Below are 18,937 nucleotides of genomic sequence, written 5' to 3'. Positions count from 1 at the left end.
AGGTTTCTAAATTACGAATGCTATTAACCAAACGAGAAGAACAATTATTGAAGGCTTTCCTACATGTAGGGAAGCTTTCAATGCAAGACATGACTGAAATCTTACAGGTTTCATCTAGAACAATTTATCGAACTTTATCAGATTTGACAGATAGCATGGAGCAATATGGAATCGAAATAACGAAGCATGGGAAATACTATATTTTGACTGGAGAGTTGGATGATTTGCCGACAGAACTTGAAGTGTTAGTTGAGTATAGTCCCCAAGAAAGACAAGAGTTGATTACCTATCGCCTTCTGACTGAGAGTGGTTTTGTCACCAATGAAGCATTGCAAGAGTGCATGAAAGTCAGTAATGTAACTATTATTCAGGATATTTCAGATATTGATAAGCGTCTTTTAGACTTTGATCTGAAAATTGAACGACAAAAAGGTTATCGTATTTCTGGTGATTCAGTTGGTAAGAGAAGATTTTTGGCTATTTTACTGACAAACTGTATCTCAGTAGCAGATTTTTCAACCGGTAATTTTGGGAGCTTTGATATTTTAGAAGCAGATAGAACTAGGCTGGCCAGTCAGATTGTTAATAAGCAACTGTCAGGTTTTCCAGATATGGATGCTAGGATGAAGATGTTTTTTGCGATCTTGTTATCTCTTATAGGTCAGGAGCAAAACATTGAAAATTCACCTAATACTAGTAAGCAGGCTTTGGAAATTTCTCAAAAAATTTTTCAAGCTTACTCTAAGCAGACTGCACAATTTTATAGTATTCAGGAAATTATCTATTTTGCGAGCATCTTGGATGAATTAATCATTAAACGTCAGGACAATCCGCTCTTTACGGAGAAATTTGATGGTGAATTTTTCTACAATATTTCAAATCTGATTGATACGGTTTCCATGTATACCAAGATTGACTTTTTTAAGGACAAGGTTTTATTCAATTTTCTTTTCCATCATATTCGGCTCAGTTTAGGCGTCCCTATCCTTTTTCAGGGTGAAAATTTGCCAGAATCTGTCCAGATTTTAGTTGAAAGGAATAAATTTCTTTATACAGTCATCAGTCTTTTAGTAAATGATATTTTTCCGAAATATCTTCATACAGAGTATGAGTATGGCATGATTGCCCTACATTTTATCTCTAGCTTAGGCCGTAGTCCAGAGATTTATCCAGTCCGTGTTTTGCTTTTAACGGATGAACGTCGGGTCACTAGAGATTTATTAGTCAGTAAAATTAAGAGTGTTGCTCCTTTTGTAGAGTTGATAGATATTCAGTCTCTAGTAGATTACCACAGCATTGATCTCAGTCAGTATGATTATATTTTATCTACCAAGCCGCTGACTAATCAGGAAATCGATGTAATTTCTAGTTTTCCAACCGTCAAAGAACTGCTTGAATTACAGGAACGACTTCAGTATGTACAGGCACATCGTACAATTGTCGCGCGTGATGCTATCGCTCCAGAGAAAAGTTATGACTTGCAAGATTATTTAATATCTAGTAGTCAGCTTTTGAGTCAATTCGAGTTGGTTCAATTGGAGAATAATCAATCATTTGAGCACACGGTAGAACAAATCATCCAATATCAGAAGAATGTGAGTGACAGAGATTACCTAACAAGAAAATTGTTATCTCACTTCCAGAATAGTCCTATGGCTATTCCTAATACTGGTCTGGTGCTTTTACATAGTCAGTCTAGCAAAGTAACAACAAATAGTTTTACTATGTTTGAACTCAAACTACCTATCTCCGCATTGTCAATGAAACGAGAGGAAGAAGAGGTCAAAAGGTGTCTGCTAATGCTAATGTCTAAAGAAGCTAGCGAGGAAGCGAGAGATTTAATGACAGCTATCAGTCAGTCGATTATTGAAAATCATCTTTATACAGAGATTTACAAGACGGGAAATCAATCCATTATTTATCAGATGCTAAATACTATTTTTAACGAAAAAATTAAGAAATTGGAGAACTAATATGAAACTTGAAAAACATTTGATTAAGCTTAATAAACAATTTTCTAACAAGGAGGAAGCTATTTGTTATTGTGGGCAAGTTCTTTATGAGGGTGGATATGTTAATGAAGACTATATTGAAGCCATGATTGAGCGAGATAAAGAGCTATCTGTTTACATGGGTAACTTTATCGCCATACCGCATGGAACAGATGCAGCAAAAAATGATGTCCTCAAGTCTGGTATTACAGTCGTTCAAGTCCCTAGAGGGGTTGATTTTGGGAATGTATCTAACCCTCAAGTGGCAACGGTTCTTTTTGGTATTGCTGGTATTGGTAATGAACACTTAGAAATTATTCAGAAAATTTCTATCTTCTGTGCAGATGTAGATAATGTTCTTAAACTAGCAGATGCTCAGTCAAAAGAGGAAGTATTGCGCTTATTTGATGCTGTTGAATAATTGAATTTAGTCATTTGTTATCTAGTATATATGTCCCTCAAATAGGAAAAGGAGAAATTGAATGAAACATTCTGTTCATTTTGGTGCCGGTAATATCGGTCGTGGTTTTATAGGTGAAATTCTATTTAAAAATGGTTTCCATATTGATTTTGTGGATGTCAATAATCAGATAATTCATGCTCTAAATGAAAAGGGCAAGTATGAAATTGAAATTGCACAGAAAGGACAGTCTCGTATAGAAGTAACTAATGTGGCTGGCATTAATAGCAAAGAAGACCCTGAGCAAGTCATTGAAGCGATTCAAAAGACGGATATTATTACTACTGCAATCGGACCTAATATACTCCCTTTTATCGCTGAACTTCTAGCCAAAGGAATCGAAGCTCGCCGAGTTGCAGGAAATACACAGGCATTGGATGTTATGGCCTGTGAAAATATGATTGGCGGGTCTCAATTTCTTTATCAAGAAGTCAAGAAATATTTAAGTCCGGAAGGTTTGACATTTGCTGATAACTACATAGGTTTTCCAAATGCTGCAGTAGACAGGATTGTTCCAGCACAAAGTCACGAAGATTCCCTTTTTGTTGTGGTCGAACCCTTTAATGAATGGGTCGTGGAAACCAAGCGTCTTAAAAATCCAGATTTACGTCTAAAAGATGTGCATTATGAAGAAGATTTAGAACCCTTTATTGAGCGAAAACTTTTTTCAGTCAATTCTGGACATGCAACTTCAGCTTACATTGGTGCGCATTATGGTGCCAAGACAATTTTGGAAGCTCTTCAAAATCCTAATATCAAATCTCGGATTGAATCTGTATTAACTGAAATTCGGAGTCTCTTGATTGCCAAATGGAACTTTGATAAAAAAGAATTGGAGAATTATCACAAAGTCATTATAGAACGGTTTGAAAATCCTTTCATAGTGGACGAGGTTAGTCGCGTAGCTCGTACTCCAATCCGAAAATTAGGCTATAATGAACGATTCATCCGGCCGATACGTGAATTGAAAGAACTCAGTTTGTCATATAAAAACCTACTTAAAACAGTTGGCTATGCCTTTGACTATCGCGATGTAAATGATGAAGAAAGTATTCGATTAGGTGAATTGTTGGCTAAACAATCAGTCAAAGATGTTGTTATACAAGTTACAGGTTTAGACGACCCAGAATTGATTGAGCAAATTGTAGAGTATATTTAATCTTTTTCGAAAATCTCTTCAAATCAGGTTAGCATCCATCTGCAACCTCAAAACAGTATTTTGAGCTGACTTCATCAGTTCTATCTACCACCTCAAAGCAGTGCTTTGAGCTGACTCCGTCAGTCTTATCTGCAACCTCAAAACAGTGCTTTGAGCAGCCTGCGGCTAGCTTCCTAGTTTGCTCTTTGATTTTCATTGAGTATTAGAATAATTTTTCAAATTGGAGGACAGAGTAGATAGGGATAATGGATATGGTAGAATTGGGAATTTCAACATTTGGGGAAACAACGGAGCTTGAAGGGATTGGGCAAACTTACAGTCATGACGAACGCATTCGCCAGTTGCTAGCAGAGGTTGAACTGGCTGACAAGGTTGGTTTGGATGTGTATGGGATTGGTGAGCACCATCGAGAGGATTTTGCAGTATCAGCCCCAGAGATTGTCCTGGCAGCTGGGGCAGTCAATACCAAGAAAATCCGTTTGACCAGTGCAGTCAGCATTCTCTCGAGTATGGATCCGATTCGCTTATTCCAACAATATGCCACTATCGATGCTTTGTCAAATGGACGTGCGGAGATTATGGCTGGAAGGGGTTCTTTCACGGAATCATTTCCTCTGTTTGGCTATGATTTGAAAGACTACGAAGCCCTTTTTGATGAGAAATTAGACTTGCTCCAGTTAGTCAATGAAAAGACAAAGCTAGACTGGAAAGGTCGATTGACCCAAACGATTGCTGGTAAAGAAGTTTATCCTCGTCCAGTTCAGGACAAATTACCCTTGTGGATAGCGACAGGTGGTCATGTCGAATCAACAGTAAAGATTGCTCAGGCAGGCCTACCGATTGTCTATGCCATTATTGGTGGTAACCCTCGTTATTTTAAAAAGTTGATTCAGGCTTATCGTGAGATTGGGAGCGAAGCAGACCATGCCAGTCAGGAACTAAAGGTTGGGGTCCATTCTTGGGGTTGGATTGCTGAAGATGGCGAGCAGGCTGTGAAAGATTATTTCCATCCGACCAAGCAAGTAGTGGATGCTATTTCCAAAGACCGTCCACACTGGCAAGAATTGCGTTATAAGCAATATTTGGAGCAGGTAGGATCAAATGGCGCCATGTTTGTGGGCAATCCAGATCAGGTGGCCGAAAAATTGATTCGCATGATTGAAGACTTAGGTTTGGACCGCTTCATGCTCCATCTACCGCTTGGTTCCATGCCTCATGAACAAGTCCTGAGAGCTATTGAACTCTTCGGCACACAAGTGGCTCCCAAAGTCCGGGCTTACTTTGCCATGAAAGAGGCTTAATAAAAAATACTAATCAGGCTGATAAAAAATCTATATAACAACTATTTTAAAAAAGCAATAAACAGAAAAAAATCTCTGAAAAGCTAGTAAAATCAAGCTTTTCAGAGATTTTTTTCTCTATTGATATAAACAATCCCAATCAAGTCGATAGTCAATATATATTGGGAAAAGGTCAAAAGGAGTGGTAAGATGGTTTCAATCCAAATGGAAGGAGAGAAGTATGACAAGTAAAAGAGAGCTAGTTTTTAGAGCTATTCGAGGAGAAGAGGTGGAACGGGTTCCTGTTGGCTTTTGGTTTCATTTTGTAACACTGGAGGAAAAAGGACAAGGTTTAAATAATCCACGTATCTTTCAAAAAAGTGTAGAGGGACATCGGAAGTACGTTGAAAGAATCCATCCTGATTTTGTCAAAATGATGAGTGACGGATTTTTCATTTATCCAAGTAATGTCTACAGTCCTAAGGTTACAAGTCTTCAGGAGTTAGCTTCTATTGAGTCGATTGGTGAAAACCATCCTTGGATTCAGCAACAAGTAGAAGTGGTAGAGGCTATTCGAGCAACCTTCACTGAGGACATTGCATCATTTTACAATATTTTTTCTCCGATCTCCTATTTGAAAAGGTGGTTTCGTACAGAGACTTCTAGAGGTGATAAGGAGGTTTCAGATCTTTTTCTTGAAAATCCAGAGCTATTCAGGGATGTTTTAGACGTGATAGCTGAGGATATCGCTATCCTAACTAAAAAAATCATTCAGGATGGTGGAGCAGATGGAATCTATCTCAGTACACAAGAAATTCAGGATGAGCGCATCACAGCAGAATTGTATCAGACCTATATTGAGCCAAGTAACATAAAGGTTTTAGAAGCTGCCAATCAGGTAGGTGGGGTAAATATCCTGCATATCTGCGGTTTCCAAGGTGCCAGTAACAATGTGACTATTTTCAAAGATTATCCAGCCCAGGTTTTCAATTGGGCAACCCACCATGAAGCAGTCAGTTTACCTCAAGGTCAGGAGCTATTTCATGGCAAAGCGGTCTTGGGTGGTTTTGAAAATGGGAAGCAGAGCCTGCTTTATGGAGGTAGAAAGGCTGCACTACAAGAGGAAACCAAACGATTGTTGGCTGAAGCTGGGACTAGAGGAGTCCTTCTTGGAGCGGATTGCACGGTTCCAGATGACTTTGAATTAGAAAGATTGGACTGGATTCGTCAGGCTGCTATGTTAGAATAGGAGAGCCTTATGAAAAGAAAAAAGTGGCTATTGGTAGGGACGGCCCTCGGCTTTGTCATCTTACTTGCGATCAGTCTTACAAAGGGACTTGCTTGTAAGGAAGGGCCAAGATGTCATGGGATTCAGGATTTTCAGAAGAGAAGTCTTCCCTTTATTCAAACCAATGATATTGCCAGTGTTTTATTAGTTGAAAAAGAAAGAAATGGAAAATAGAGATGTCAGAAAAAAGAGACTGGGTTTTAAAAGCATTTAGAGGAGAAGTGGTTGGCCGTGTACCTGTAGGTTTTTGGCACCACTTTACATCAGAAGAGGAATGGTTAAAGGGATTTTCCAATCCTGTGATTATTGAAAAGAACATACAAGGTCACAAACGTTTTATCCGTGACCTACATCCAGACTTTATCAAGTTGATGAGTGATGGCTATTTTGCTTATCCAAATCCAGTTATTGCTAAAGGGAAGTCACTCCAAGAGCTGTCGGAGGTTCAACCTCTGGGTAAAGATCATCCGTGGATTAGAGAGCAGGTAGAATTAGTGAAGAAGATTAAGCAGGAGTTTACGGAAGATATTGTTGCTATTTACAATATTTTTGCGCCTGTGACCTACCTCAAATGGTTACTTGGAGAAGTGTCTGGTGGAGATGATCTCATTGCAGATTTCTTAGTTCAAGATTCTCAGAAATTGAAAAAAGTCCTTGATGTGATTGCGCAAGATATCGCTAGCTTGAGTCAAGCTATTATTAAAGATGCAGGAGTAGATGGTATTTATCTCAGTGTGCAAAGTATTCAGGATGCGCGTGTTTCTGCTGAAGCCTATCAGGAGATTATTGAGCCGAGTGAACTGACTGTTTTAAATGCGGCTAAGTCGGTTGGTGGGGTAAATATCCTTCATATCTGTGGCTATGAAGGAGCTCGAAACGATATTCATATCTTTGCAGACTATCCAGCTCATGTTTTTAACTGGGCAGTTGATCCAGAAGGGATTAGTCTAAAAGAAGGTCGTGAGATTTTCAAGGGTCGTGCTGTTCTGGGAGGATTTGAAAACGGTAAAGATGGCCTTCTCTATCGAGGCAGTAAGGAAGAAATTCAGGCTGAAACCAAACGATTGGTAGAAGAAACAGGGAAAGATGGCCTCATACTTGGAGCAGATTGTACCATTCCAAACGATATTGCAGTGGAGCGTATCCAGTGGGTGAGAGAAGCAGTAGCTAAATAAAGGAGAAGAATATGAGTAAGAAAACATGGATTGTTGGTGGAGTTGCGGTTGTGGCAGTGCTTGGAGCAACGATTATTGGTAGGACTTTGTCGGGAGCATCTGCTAAAGGTGCAGATGCAGCTTCGTCTGGACAAGTAACAACTTTAAAAGTTGCCCATACTCAAAACTATGTCCCTTATGATTTTATTGACGAAAAAGGGGAATCAGATGGTTATGAAGTCGCTGTTTTAAAGGCGGTGGATGAGAAATTAGCAGATTATAAATTTGAGTATACTGGAACTAGTGATGATGATCTCTTGATTGGACTTGAGTCTGGCAAGTACGATATTGGAACTAAAGGTGCTTGGTATACAGATGAACGGGCTAAGAAATTCATTATTCCATCTGAGCCAGTAGGAGCCAGCATTATTGGTTTTACTGTCAGAAAAGGAGATGAAGCTAAATATAAGAATATTGATGATTTCGCCAAAAATAAAGGGAAATTAGTACCCATCTCTCCTCAAAATGCCCAGTGGAATGTGATTAATAGCTATAATGACAAGCACAAGGATACACCAATTGAGTTGACAGCTGCTGAATCTTTCAAGGTGGCAGATGCTTATGCTTGGGTTTTAGAAGGACGTTATGATGCTTTCTTTGACATCAAGTTGTCTTTTGAAAAAGCAGTGACAGCAGAGGATGGTTCTTACCACCAATATGCGGACAAACTTAGCTGGTTCCCTTATAAAGGAATTCCAACCTATCCCTTGATTCACCGTGATGAAAAGGGTGAGAAGTTTGCTAAAGAGTATGAAAAAGCGATTAAAGAATTAAAAGAAGATGGAACTCTAGCTAAACTTTCTCAAAAATACTTCAAAGAAGATGTTTTTAGCTACGTTGATAGAGATTAGATGAGCAGTCAGGCGTGTTATACTCTTCGAAAATCTCTTCAAACCACGTCAACGTCGCCTTGCCGTAGGTATGGTTACTGACTTTGTCAGTTCTATCCACAACCTCAAAACACTGTTTTGAGCAATCTGCGGCTAGTTTCCTAGTTTGCTTTTTGATTTTCATTGAGTATTAGAAAGAGGTTTACATGGTTTCATATGACTTTTCAAGAGTGTTCCAATTTTTACCCACCTTATGGCAGGCTCTTCCGATGACCTTGTCCATTCTCTTTTTTACTACAATCCTTGGTTCCCTTTTCGGTGGCTTACTGGCTTGGGCTCAAGTGGGAGAAGACAAGACTTTTGCAGGTCTTTCTAAGGGCTATATTTTCACTCTTCGCTGTACTCCCCCCATTGTCTTACTGTTTTTAGTTTTTTATGGTTTACCTGAATTTTTAAAATGGTGGCTGAATTTAGATATCAACAACTGGTCTAAGACGGTCTTCGTCTTATTCACCATGGTCTTGCTATTTGCGGCTATCATTGCAGAAGTATTTAAGGCGTCCTATCAGGCAATTCCCAAAGGTCAGATGGAAGCTGGAGTCAGTATTGGTCTGACCCCTAGTCAGACATTTTGGAGAATCATTTTTCCTCAGGCTTTTCAAGTGGCTCTTCCAAATATGACGACCGCTATTCTAAATTTGATGCGGGACGCTGCCCTAGCCTATACGATTGGTTTTGTGGATGTCATGGGAGCTGGGAATCTCTTAATCAGTCGCAATTTGGGGAATTACTCTCTTGAAACCTATACAGCGTTTGCCATTCTTTATTGGGGTGTAGCCTTGGCTGTTTCCTTCTTGAGTCGCTTGTTAGAAAAATCTTTGGAAACGAAAGGGAGATAGGATATGGATTTAGACTATATTGCGAAAACTTTTTTAGAGACCTTAAAAGGGGTGCCAACCACCTTAATCATTATGATTGTAGCCATGGTCTTAAGTTTTGGACCAGCCTTGTTTTTAGCTCTGGGACAAATATATAAAGTCAAAGGTGTTCGAACTTTCTCTCTCGTGTATCTAGCTTTTATAAGAGCAACACCTCCGATTTTGCTGATTCTTTTCTTTTATAGTTTGTTTCCGAGTTTGCTCAATCAATTTCTCAAAAGCATAGGGAGTGATGTTGATATCTTTAAACTCAATCCGATCTATTATGCTTTTATTATCTATAGTTTGATGACAACAGGTAGTTTATCAGAAATCTTACGTTCGGCTATTTTGACTGTGGATAAGGGACAATTAGAAGCTGCACAAGCGATTGGTTTAACCACTAGTCAGGCTTATGTGAGGATTGTTTTTCCACAGGCCTTGCAATCAGCCTTGCCCAATCTGGCTAATCTAGTCATAAATATTGTAAAAGGAACCTCTTTGGTCTTTGTGATGACCATTAAGGATATTACAGCAATTGCCCGTGTTGAAGCGTCTTATGGTTATCAGTATTTTGAATCCTATTTTGTGATCTTTTTACAGTACATTCTTATTTGCGGATTGATTCAATGGGGCTTTTCAATCTTAGAGAAACGCTATATTCAAAGAAGAAAGGGACAAGTAGTGCCCAGTACAGGTTTAGCATAGGAGGAGACAATGTTACAAGTAGAACATGTTGCAAAAAAATTTGGAGACAGACAAGTCCTGGGAGATGTTAATCTCAAGGTCAACCAAGGGGATGTGGTTGTAATATTGGGGCCATCTGGATCAGGTAAAACGACTTTTCTCAGATGTCTCAATCATTTAGAAAAAGCCGATAGTGGCTCTTTGAAGCTTGCTGATAAAGAATACGACCTTGGAAAATTGACTAAAAAAGATATTTTAGAAATTCGCAAGAAGACTGCTTTCGTTTTTCAACATTATAATTTATTTGCTAATAAAACGGCCTTGGAAAATATTTTGGAGGGCTTGATTATTGCTCGGAAAATTCCTAAGGAAGAAGCAACAAAACGTGCGGAAGCTGCCTTAGAAAAAGTTGGTTTACTAGCTTATAAAGCTTACTATCCCTCTCAGCTTTCTGGAGGCCAGCAACAACGAATCGGTATTGCGCGTGCCATTGCTGTGAAACCAGAGGTCATTTTATTAGATGAGCCAACATCGGCCTTGGATCCAGAGTTGGTAGGGGATGTTTTAGATGTTTTAAAACAGTTAGCTAAAGAAGGAGTTACTATGGTAGTAGTGACTCATGAGATGGGTTTTGCTAGAGATGTAGCCAATCATGTTATTTTTATGGACGGTGGGAAAATTGTTGAAGAAAATAATGCCCATGATTTCTTTAGTCGTCCAAAAGAAGAACGAACCAAGCAATTTTTGGCACGAATACTCTCGGATGCGACCTATAGTGTAGAATATATGATTTGATAGATAGGCTTATCAGGGCAAAAATCAATCCCCCGAGCGTTAAGGCTTGGGGGATAGTTCTATAGGAGGGCTAGTTTAGTTCTCTTTTTTATTTTTTAGTAAGAAACCGAGACCAAGGAGCGCAAGGAGGCTGATTCCTGCAAATAGGAGTTTGTTTTCGTTTTTGATTCCTGTATTTGGAAGTTCAGCTTGTTTATCTGGGGTTGCAGGTATATTTTCCTTGCTAGAGTTTTCTACCGATTCGTTTCGAACCGCTTCTTTTACAGATGATGCTTGTGCTTCTTGTGCTGGTTGTGAAGCTTGTGAACCAGTTGTAGCTTGGCTAGGTTTATTTTCTGCATCAGCTACTGTTGCAGATGGTTTAGTAGAATCAGGTTTAGCTTCTGGAGCTGGATCTTGATGTGCAGGGTGAGAAGCTTCATTTTGATGTTCAGGCTTGGAAGGGGTTGAGTCTGGTTTCTCTTCTGCAGTTGACTCATGGCTAGTTCCATTTTGAGAGACTCGAAGAACAGTGGCTGTAAGGGCATTCAATTTCAAGCCTTTTTCAGTCCATTCAAGTCCTTGAGGGTTGGCAATTCCGACTGGTCCTGCTTGGTTTTCATCTGCTAAAACTTCAGCATTTCTGAGGTGGGCAAAGGCAGTTCCCAAGTTAAATTCGCGAGCTTTTTCATCCGCATTGACAAAGACTGCGTAGATATCACCGTTTGGAGCAGTGATTTGGTAGCCAATCACTACATCCTCTTTTTCCACGCCATTTTGACCTGGGACAGTGATGAGGTGGACACGGTCTTTGATATCTTGGAGACTCTTAAGTCGGAAGGCATCTGTAGATTGACGAAGGGCAATCAACCCTTTCATATAGTCACGGCTCTTGACATTTTCAGGATATGCTTTTCCATCTGTAGCCTTAGTCCAGTCAAACTTGTTAATAGCATCACTCGAATCGTAAGAGTCATGGATGAAGTAAGGATAGTCAAATGGATTGCCATCCTTATCACGCAACAAGTGAGATTTGTTTGGTTGTTTATCCTCTGCTACTGGAGTCTTGTAGGCCGGGTCACGGAATTGTTTGGTACGCCCGTATTCCTGACCAGAGTGGATAAACGGAGTTCCTTGAGCTGTCAAGACCATGAGGTTTCCAAGTCGCAAACGACGGTGGATTTCAGCATAGTTCTCAGCCTTGCTTGGGTCTTTTTTGATAGACTGGGCAATGATGTCAAAGAGGGTCAAGTTATCATGGGCTGCGATGTATTGGATGACATCTCCAGGACTGTCTGCTTCAAAGTTGGTTGGTTGAGCAATGAGATTTTTGAAGATAGTGTTGATATCACGCTTGCCACCTGTGATAAAGGCAGGTTGACCTTCGTTTGGATAACCAGACTTGAGGTTGTTACGGATGTCATCTGAGAAGACAGCGACAGTATCGGTATGTTTCATCCAATCTTGGTCAGCAGCTTTAGTAGGCATATTTTCATCACCAGCATAGGTTCTCCAACCTTCACCAAGCATGATTAGGTTTGGATTGAGGGCGCGTGCAGCCTTGTAAGCTTCTTCGATAGAAGCGGCGTCATGGTCTCCCATCATATCGAAACGGAAGCCATCCACTTTGTAGGTATCAACTAGATATTTGATAGAGTCAACTAGAATCCGTTTGCTCATATGGTGGGTTGTCCCCAAGCGTCCACCACCAAAGCTAGTTCGAGGTGTCCCATCAGCATCCATAAAGTGGTAGTAGTTTGGTTCTAAATCTTCAAAGAGATCGACTTTGGCTGTATGGTTATAAACTACGTCTAGGATAGCTCCCATGCCACGTTTGTGGATTTCGTTGATGAGGTTTTTAAATTCTGCGATTCGTTTTTCTGGATTCTTAGGATCGCTTGAGTACATACCAGTCAATGAGAAGTAGTTTTGAGGGTCATATCCCCAGTTGTAGTTGCTGTTGCTTGAAGCATAGTCAGACAAGCGTTCATGGTTTTTCAATTCATTGACAAAGTAGTAAGACAAGACTGGAAGGAGCTGGATGTGGGTCACACCTAAGTCTTTGAGGTAGTCTAGTTTTTCAATAAAGGCTTCAAAGGTACCAAATGGTTTGGTCAAGTCTTTTGCAATGGCAGGATCTGAAGTGAAATCACGCACATGAGCTTCGTAGATAACGGCGTCTTCACGAGTCTTGAAATTGTGAATCTTACCATAAGTTAAGTCTTGAGGTCCGAGTTTAGCTGGATCTACAAAGGCGGCTTTAGCCACTTTATGGGCATCGTCAATCTTGGCATCGTCGCTATTCCAAGCAGCAAGAGATTTAGCGTAAGGATCGAGTGCAAGAACAGTTTTACCTTGACGCTCGATTTGGTATTGATAGTAGTATCCAGTGAAATCGGTGATTCCGAGTTTGTTTGTGCTGTCTAGAGTTTGTTTCCAAGTTCCTCTTTCCCCTTTTTCAAGAGCGACAGTTCCAACTACTTTGTCAGGGTCATTCTTGTCGTAGACAACGACAGAAACCTTATCAGCACTTGGTGACCAGAGGGTCAAATCAACTTGTTTTCCTTCTTCTTTAAGATCAGCTCCAAGTTTACCATCATAGCTGTAAGCCTCATCTTTCAGGCGCCAGCTTGTTTTGGTAGTGAATTGGCCGGAATTGTAGCTAACAGTATATGGGTGTTTTGTGTCAGAGAAATCTCCGCTGTAGGTCACTTTTTTACCAGCTTCATCTATTGCAACATCGGTGATAGCTACTTTATTTCCTAGGTGATTAGTGATGTTGGAGTGTTTGAGGATATCCTCTTTTTTAGCACCGACAAGTGTTGAAAAACTACTTTCAATGCTAGAAGTTCCTACGTGTTGGGCCCCTGTCATGCGGATATCATGGACATAGTATGGATTTGTGTAAATTGATTCGTCATCGTCTTTTAGGAAAATTTGGCTATGATTTTTCAAATCTGTAAACTTATAATCTTCTTTACGGATTTTCACGTCGTCTCCTTCTTTGCTCTCATCTAGTAATAAAAATCCAAATTCTCTTGCGGCTTCATTAAGAGGAATGTCGATATAGCGGCCATATTTGCCTGTAGCCGTAAAGTCTGTTCCGTCAGGCCATTGAGCGCTACTTGGATTTTTCACATCTCCCCAGTACCAGAGAGATTTCTTGTCATAGTTGCCATCTGTGCGGTAGTAGTTGACGCGAACAGTTCCTGCAGGCTGTGGCTCGTAAGAGAAAACCTTGTAATCTTGGTCTAACCAAGCCTCGTTCATTTTTGGAACTAGTTTTTCTATAGATTTATCGCCGGTTAGATTTTTTCCAGCTGTATTGTTGATGAGGAAGCTAATTTTCTTGGCTTCTTCTCCCTTTAATTTGACATCTAGGTAATAGCCGTAGTCATCTTTTTTGGCATCCTTGAAGGACAAGGCTCCGTTTGGCCAATTTTCAGATGGTTTTTCAACATCGTCCCAAGTCCATAGTCCTTGAGCATCCTTGTTTTTTTCAGGAAGTTTTTTGACATGGATACGGAAGTAGTTATCTTCGATGGGCTCTTCTGCCTTAGTTTCAGTCGTTACTGGACTAGTGGAAGTAGTTGTCTCACTTGAACGATCTTGTCCAGTTTGTGGTGCTGGATCGGCTGGGCTTGCAACAGGAGTGGTAGCCTCTGTTGCAGGTTTTTCTTCTTTCTCTAGGGAAGCGCTTGCATTATTAGGTGAAGAAAAATCGCTTTCTTTCTTACCAGTGCTAGTTGCTGTATCAGTAAGAGGCTGGGCAAGGGCAGTAGTAGTTTCACTATTATTTGCGTTAGTGGTTGGTGTACTTTCGTCTGCTGAGATAGTTGGTGTAGCCATGGCAAGCAAGACAAGGCTTGCTCCAATAAGGACAGAACCAGTTCCATTTTTGAGGGAACGGATGCTGTAGACCATTTTTTTCTCAGTGTGAGTTGGTGTTTTTCTCATAATGATTCTCCAATCAATAAATTTTTATACCAGTATAGCATGCAGTAGGAAATAGTGCAAGCGTTTTCTTTGGTTTGTCAAAGAAATTCTTACTTTTGAGAAGTTTTCCGTACTATTTTATATATCAGTATAAATGATGGAGATAATACTCAATGAAAATCAAAGAGCAAACTAGGAAACTAGCCGCAGGCTGTACTTGAGTACGGCAAGGCGACGTTGACGTGGTTTGAAGAGATTTTCGAAGAGTATAAAAATGTCACATAAGACAAGCCGTGTTATTAGGAAGATGATGTATTCTCAGCTATTTTTATTCAGAAATTGATCTCTAATATTTCTTTAAAAAGTTCATCTAGCGAAACTATAAATAGGAAGAGAAAAAGCTAGCGCTTCTCAAGTTTTATCTAGTTTCCAAACTATAGTATTTACTGGAAATCTAAAGAAAATATCAGAAAAATTCAGCAAACGTTTTCTTCTTATTTTCTTGACTTTTTTGCTGGTTTGTGCTTGACTTTTGCTTGAAATTTGATAGACTATAGACAAATAGGAAAACGTATTCATTACAAAACGGAGGAATAAGGAATGAATCAAGAAAAACGTTTGCATCGGTTTGTCAAAAAGTGTGGACTCGGTGTGTGTAGTGCTGTTGTTGCGGCCTTTTTATTGAACGCTCAGGGAGTAGCTTTGGCTACAGAGCAAGGGAATCGTCCAGTTGAGATAGAAAACATCGCTCGTGGAAAACAAGCTAGTCAAAGTTCTACTGCTTATGGAGGAGCTGCTACACGAGCAGTGGATGGTAATGTTGATAGTGACTATGGGCACCATTCTGTAACGCACACAAACTTTGAAGACAATGCTTGGTGGCAAGTTGATCTTGGAAAAACAGAGAATGTTGGAAAAGTTAAACTTTACAATCGTGGAGATGGGAATGTAGCTAATCGTCTTTCCAATTTTGATGTTGTTTTGTTAAATGAAGCAAAAAAAGAAGTTGCTCGTCAACACTTTGATAGTTTGAATGGGAAGGCAGAACTTGAAGTTTTCTTCACAGCCAAAGACGCTCGTTATGTAAAAGTGGAGTTGAAAACTAAAAATACCCCATTGAGCTTGGCAGAAGTGGAAGTATTCCGTTCAGCAACAACTCAAGTTGGACAGGATAGAACTGCACCAGTAGTAGATCAAACATCAGCATTGAAAGACTACCTTTTTGGCTTAACTTATGATCCTTTGGATATTTTAACTCGCAAGGGAGAAACCTTAGAAAATCGCTACAACACAAGTGCTAAGGAACAAAATGGAGAGTTTGTCGTTGTAGAAAAAATCAAGAAAACCCTCTCTACAGGTACAGCAGATGTTTCCATCAATGGAAATCAAAATGTCTTCCTAGGTGGCTTGTATAAGGCAAACCAAAATCTGCTAGAAAATCAGCCAGAATTGATTAGTCTTGCCCGTGCAAAAGGGACAGTCAGCGTCGATTTACCTGGTATGATTCAGTCTGACAGCCGAATTGAAGCAGATCCTACAACTAGTGGTATGCAGTCTGCGATGAATACCTTGGTTGAAAGATGGACAAAGAATTACTCATCTAGCCATTCTGTTCCTGCCCGTGTTCAGTATGAATCGACTACAGCCTATAGCATGAATCAATTGAAAGCAAAATTTGGTGCAGACTTTGAAAAAGCAGGCGCACCGCTCAAGATTGACTTTGAGGCTGTGCAAAAGGGTGAAAAGCAAATTGAAGTTGTAAACTTTAAACAAATCTACTATACAGCGACATTTGATGCACCGACCAATCCAGCGGCTGTATTTGACAAGAGTGTGACACCTGAAGATTTAAAACAAAGAGGCGTTGATTCACAAACTCCACCTGTATATGTAGCAAACGTTTCTTACGGACGTCAAATCTATGTTAAGTTTGAGTCAACAAGTAAGTCTACTGAATTAAAAGCAGCTATCAATGCGGTTATCAAAGGCGCAACAATTGCTCCAAATTCTGAATGGAGCCGTCTATTGAAGAATACTTCTGTAACAGCGGTAATTGTAGGAGGTAATGCTAGCGGTGCCGCCAAAGTTGTCACAGGAACAGTCGAAAACTTGAAGGAACTCATCAGAGAAGGAGCTAACTTTAGCGCTCAAAGTCCAGCTGTGCCAATCTCATATAAGACTGCCTTCCTAAAAGATAATGCCCAAGCAACTTTACAAAATAGTACAGACTATATCGAAACGAAGGTTACTTCTTACAAAAATGGCTTCTTGAAACTTCATCATAAGGGTGCTTATGTTGCGCGTTACTACATCTATTGGGATGAAATTACATATGATGAACAAGGAAATCCAGAAATCCGTTCACGTCAATGGGAAGATAACGGGAAAAACAGAACTTCAGGCTTCCAAACAGAGATTCAATTTAAAGGAAATGTCCGTAATCTTCGTATCAAGGTTCAAGAAAAGACGGGTCTTGTATGGGAACCATGGCGTACAGTTTACAACCGCACAGACTTACCACTAGTACAACAGCGTACAATTACACATTGGGGAACAACTCTAAACCCTAAAGTTGATGAAAAAATTGTGAATGAGTAACGATTTGATTTACTTGATTCGATAGTAAACAGTGAAGAGGAGGAACTTCGATTTCTCCTCTTTTATGATTGACTTTTGAGAGAATGAAAAGGGTAACTTCTATAGCAGATTGAAACTAGAATAGTACGTTGTTGCTATTAAAACATTTCTAGAAATTAAGTTGACTTTCCCAATAAATTTGTTCATGTCTTATTTCAATTCAATATAAAACTAACTTCCAGTTTTCCACAACCTAGCTTTTAGTATGAGAAAAACGCGTTGTTACAGACATAAGGAGCTTTTTGAGAAGAGGGCAATCCGTGCAATCAGATTTGACGGATGTTGGATGCATGATGCGATTGCGCTTAATTTCCTTTGAAATCGTTGACGGACCTTTTCCCATATTCTCAACGATGGAACGGAAAGTCTCACACTTAATTCCACCATAAAAATCCGTTTTAGACTAATTTCCACTTCGGTCAGGCAAGTGGAAGTTACTTTGAGAAGTTACGCAGAGCTAAAATTAACAATAAAAAAGAAAAATATCTTGACAAGCAAGGGAAAATTTTGTTACAATAATAGACGGTACTTTTTACTTTTGGTCTCTCAAGAGTGTACAGGGACGTGCTGACAAATGTTGCAAAAGTACACACAGATGATAGCTGTCACCAAGTGTATCATCACCAAAAATAAAAAAACACAGGAGAATGTAGATGCCTACAATTAACCAATTGGTTCGCAAACCGCGTAAATCAAAAGTAGAAAAATCTAAATCACCAGCTTTGAACGTTGGTTACAACAGTCATAAAAAAGTTCAAACAAACGTTTCTTCACCACAAAAACGTGGTGTTGCAACTCGTGTTGGAACAATGACACCTAAAAAACCTAACTCAGCCCTTCGTAAATTCGCTCGTGTACGTTTGAGCAACCTTATCGAAGTTACTGCCTACATCCCAGGTATCGGACACAACTTGCAAGAGCACAGCGTGGTTCTTCTTCGTGGTGGACGTGTAAAAGACCTTCCAGGGGTACGTTACCATATCGTCCGTGGTGCACTTGATACTGCAGGTGTTAACGATCGTAAACAAGGCCGTTCTAAATACGGTACTAAACGTCCAAAAGCATAAGGAAAGGGGATAAAGAGAAATGAGTCGTAAAAATAGAGCTCCAAAACGTGACGTATTGCCAGATCCGCTTTACAATTCACAACTAGTTACTCGTCTTATCAACCGCGTTATGCTTGATGGTAAACGTGGTACAGCTGCTTCAATCGTTTACGGTGCTTTTGAACAAATCAAAGAAGCTACTGGCAACGATGCACTTGAAGTATTTGAAACAGCTATGGAAAACATCATGCCTGTACTTGAAGTACGTGCACGTCGTGTTGGTGGTTCTAACTACCAAGTCCCAGTTGAAGTTCGTCCAGAACGTCGTACAACACTTGGACTTCGTTGGTTGGTAACAATCGCTCGTCTTCGTGGTGAACACACAATGCAAGATCGTCTTGCAAAAGAAATCTTGGATGCTGCTAACAACACTGGTGCAGCAGTTAAGAAACGTGAAGACACTCACCGTATGGCTGAAGCTAACCGTGCATTCGCACACTTCCGTTGGTAAAATCATGATGCTAGGAACGGTAAGGATGCAAGGTGAAAATAGGAAACTGACGCAGTATTCGACGAATACAAGGAAGTTTATCTTTTTCACACAGCATCCCGTTCCGGCTCAAATCGGCTAATTAACTTTAGCCCGAGTTCAATTCAACTTGTAAATCTACAAGTTGAAACCAACAATAGCATGAAAACATTGAGAACGGGTAGGTCC

Annotated in this window: 17 protein-coding genes and 1 pseudogene; 14 read left to right on the top strand and 4 right to left on the bottom strand. The window is 39.9% G+C overall.

What is annotated here, in order from left to right:
- Nucleotides 1–17 precede the first annotated feature (17 nt).
- From B4W83_RS01050 to B4W83_RS01040, 3 genes are all read left to right on the top strand, one after another.
- Complete coding sequence (locus tag B4W83_RS01050; protein ID WP_001864364.1) at nucleotides 18–1,973, top strand: BglG family transcription antiterminator; 1,956 nt, start codon at nucleotides 18–20, stop codon at nucleotides 1,971–1,973.
- Between the two features lies 1 nt (nucleotide 1,974).
- The gene (locus tag B4W83_RS01045) at nucleotides 1,975–2,412 is read left to right on the top strand and encodes a PTS mannitol transporter subunit IIA (RefSeq protein WP_000764149.1); all 438 of its coding nucleotides are present in this window, start codon (nucleotides 1,975–1,977) and stop codon (nucleotides 2,410–2,412) included.
- Nucleotides 2,413–2,473: 61 nt separating this feature from the next.
- Complete coding sequence (locus tag B4W83_RS01040) at nucleotides 2,474–3,610, top strand: mannitol-1-phosphate 5-dehydrogenase (protein WP_000682964.1); 1,137 nt, start codon at nucleotides 2,474–2,476, stop codon at nucleotides 3,608–3,610.
- Between the two features lie 28 nt (nucleotides 3,611–3,638).
- Here the strand turns inward: B4W83_RS01040 and B4W83_RS13215 are convergent, their stop codons facing one another.
- A complete protein-coding gene (locus B4W83_RS13215; RefSeq protein WP_023932522.1) occupies nucleotides 3,639–3,806 on the bottom strand; it encodes a hypothetical protein in 168 nt (55 codons plus the stop codon).
- A gap of 55 nt (nucleotides 3,807–3,861) precedes the next feature.
- Here B4W83_RS13215 and B4W83_RS01035 point away from each other — a divergent pair, with 55 nt between their 5' ends.
- The 5 genes from B4W83_RS01035 (at nucleotide 3,862) to B4W83_RS01015 (ending at nucleotide 8,243) form a co-directional block, all read left to right on the top strand.
- On the top strand, nucleotides 3,862–4,911 hold the full coding sequence (locus B4W83_RS01035) for an LLM class flavin-dependent oxidoreductase (protein ID WP_000229792.1): 1,050 nt from the start codon (nucleotides 3,862–3,864) through the stop codon (nucleotides 4,909–4,911).
- A gap of 220 nt (nucleotides 4,912–5,131) precedes the next feature.
- The gene (locus B4W83_RS01030) at nucleotides 5,132–6,139 is read left to right on the top strand and encodes a uroporphyrinogen decarboxylase family protein (RefSeq protein ID WP_000202171.1); all 1,008 of its coding nucleotides are present in this window, start codon (nucleotides 5,132–5,134) and stop codon (nucleotides 6,137–6,139) included.
- Nucleotides 6,140–6,148: 9 nt separating this feature from the next.
- Nucleotides 6,149–6,352: a hypothetical protein gene (locus B4W83_RS01025; protein WP_000823549.1), complete on the top strand. Its 204-nt coding sequence runs from the start codon at nucleotides 6,149–6,151 to the stop codon at nucleotides 6,350–6,352.
- Between the two features lie 2 nt (nucleotides 6,353–6,354).
- Nucleotides 6,355–7,353, top strand: a complete 999-nt coding sequence (locus B4W83_RS01020) for a uroporphyrinogen decarboxylase family protein (protein WP_001291549.1) — start codon at nucleotides 6,355–6,357, stop codon at nucleotides 7,351–7,353.
- Nucleotides 7,354–7,364: 11 nt separating this feature from the next.
- Nucleotides 7,365–8,243, top strand: a complete 879-nt coding sequence (locus B4W83_RS01015; RefSeq protein ID WP_000039542.1) for a transporter substrate-binding domain-containing protein — start codon at nucleotides 7,365–7,367, stop codon at nucleotides 8,241–8,243.
- Here B4W83_RS01015 and B4W83_RS13210 read toward each other — a convergent pair.
- Complete coding sequence (locus B4W83_RS13210; protein WP_078929755.1) at nucleotides 8,221–8,406, bottom strand: chlorohydrolase; 186 nt, start codon at nucleotides 8,404–8,406, stop codon at nucleotides 8,221–8,223. The two genes, B4W83_RS01015 and B4W83_RS13210, sit on opposite strands and share 23 nt — an antisense overlap.
- 22 nt (nucleotides 8,407–8,428) lie before the next feature.
- Between B4W83_RS13210 and B4W83_RS01005 the strand changes: the two genes are divergently transcribed.
- The 3 genes from B4W83_RS01005 to B4W83_RS00995 are packed head-to-tail and all read left to right on the top strand — an operon-like array spanning nucleotide 8,429 to nucleotide 10,621.
- Nucleotides 8,429–9,121: an amino acid ABC transporter permease gene (locus B4W83_RS01005; protein ID WP_000255466.1), complete on the top strand. Its 693-nt coding sequence runs from the start codon at nucleotides 8,429–8,431 to the stop codon at nucleotides 9,119–9,121.
- A gap of 3 nt (nucleotides 9,122–9,124) precedes the next feature.
- Nucleotides 9,125–9,847, top strand: coding sequence for an amino acid ABC transporter permease (locus tag B4W83_RS01000; protein WP_000362517.1), 723 nt, complete (start codon nucleotides 9,125–9,127; stop codon nucleotides 9,845–9,847).
- Nucleotides 9,848–9,856: 9 nt separating this feature from the next.
- Complete coding sequence (locus tag B4W83_RS00995) at nucleotides 9,857–10,621, top strand: amino acid ABC transporter ATP-binding protein (protein ID WP_000942261.1); 765 nt, start codon at nucleotides 9,857–9,859, stop codon at nucleotides 10,619–10,621.
- A gap of 75 nt (nucleotides 10,622–10,696) precedes the next feature.
- Here the strand turns inward: B4W83_RS00995 and spuA are convergent, their stop codons facing one another.
- Nucleotides 10,697–14,557 carry an LPXTG-anchored pullulanase SpuA gene (gene spuA / locus B4W83_RS00990; RefSeq protein ID WP_001232841.1) on the bottom strand — a complete coding sequence of 1,287 codons (3,861 nt, stop codon included), beginning with the start codon at nucleotides 14,555–14,557 and terminating at the stop codon, nucleotides 10,697–10,699.
- 579 nt (nucleotides 14,558–15,136) lie between these two features.
- On the opposite strand from spuA, the gene B4W83_RS00980 reads away from it, so the two are divergent.
- Entirely contained in the window at nucleotides 15,137–17,134 is a 1,998-nt protein-coding gene (locus B4W83_RS00980; RefSeq protein ID WP_083022215.1) for a thiol-activated cytolysin family protein, read from the top strand.
- Between the two features lie 257 nt (nucleotides 17,135–17,391).
- Here the strand turns inward: B4W83_RS00980 and B4W83_RS12170 are convergent.
- Nucleotides 17,392–17,543, bottom strand: a pseudogene (locus B4W83_RS12170) (IS30 family transposase); the annotation flags it as partial.
- Nucleotides 17,544–17,826: 283 nt separating this feature from the next.
- Between B4W83_RS12170 and rpsL the strand changes: the two are divergent.
- The gene (gene rpsL / locus B4W83_RS00970) at nucleotides 17,827–18,240 is read left to right on the top strand and encodes a 30S ribosomal protein S12 (protein WP_001142332.1); all 414 of its coding nucleotides are present in this window, start codon (nucleotides 17,827–17,829) and stop codon (nucleotides 18,238–18,240) included.
- A gap of 19 nt (nucleotides 18,241–18,259) precedes the next feature.
- Entirely contained in the window at nucleotides 18,260–18,730 is a 471-nt protein-coding gene (rpsG, locus tag B4W83_RS00965) for a 30S ribosomal protein S7 (RefSeq protein ID WP_000087873.1), read from the top strand.
- Nucleotides 18,731–18,937: the final 207 nt, after the last annotated feature.

This window comes from Streptococcus pseudopneumoniae ATCC BAA-960 = CCUG 49455 (genome assembly GCF_002087075.1).
Lineage (GTDB): Bacteria > Bacillota > Bacilli > Lactobacillales > Streptococcaceae > Streptococcus > Streptococcus pseudopneumoniae.
This window is presented reverse-complemented; position numbering and strand designations above follow the sequence as displayed.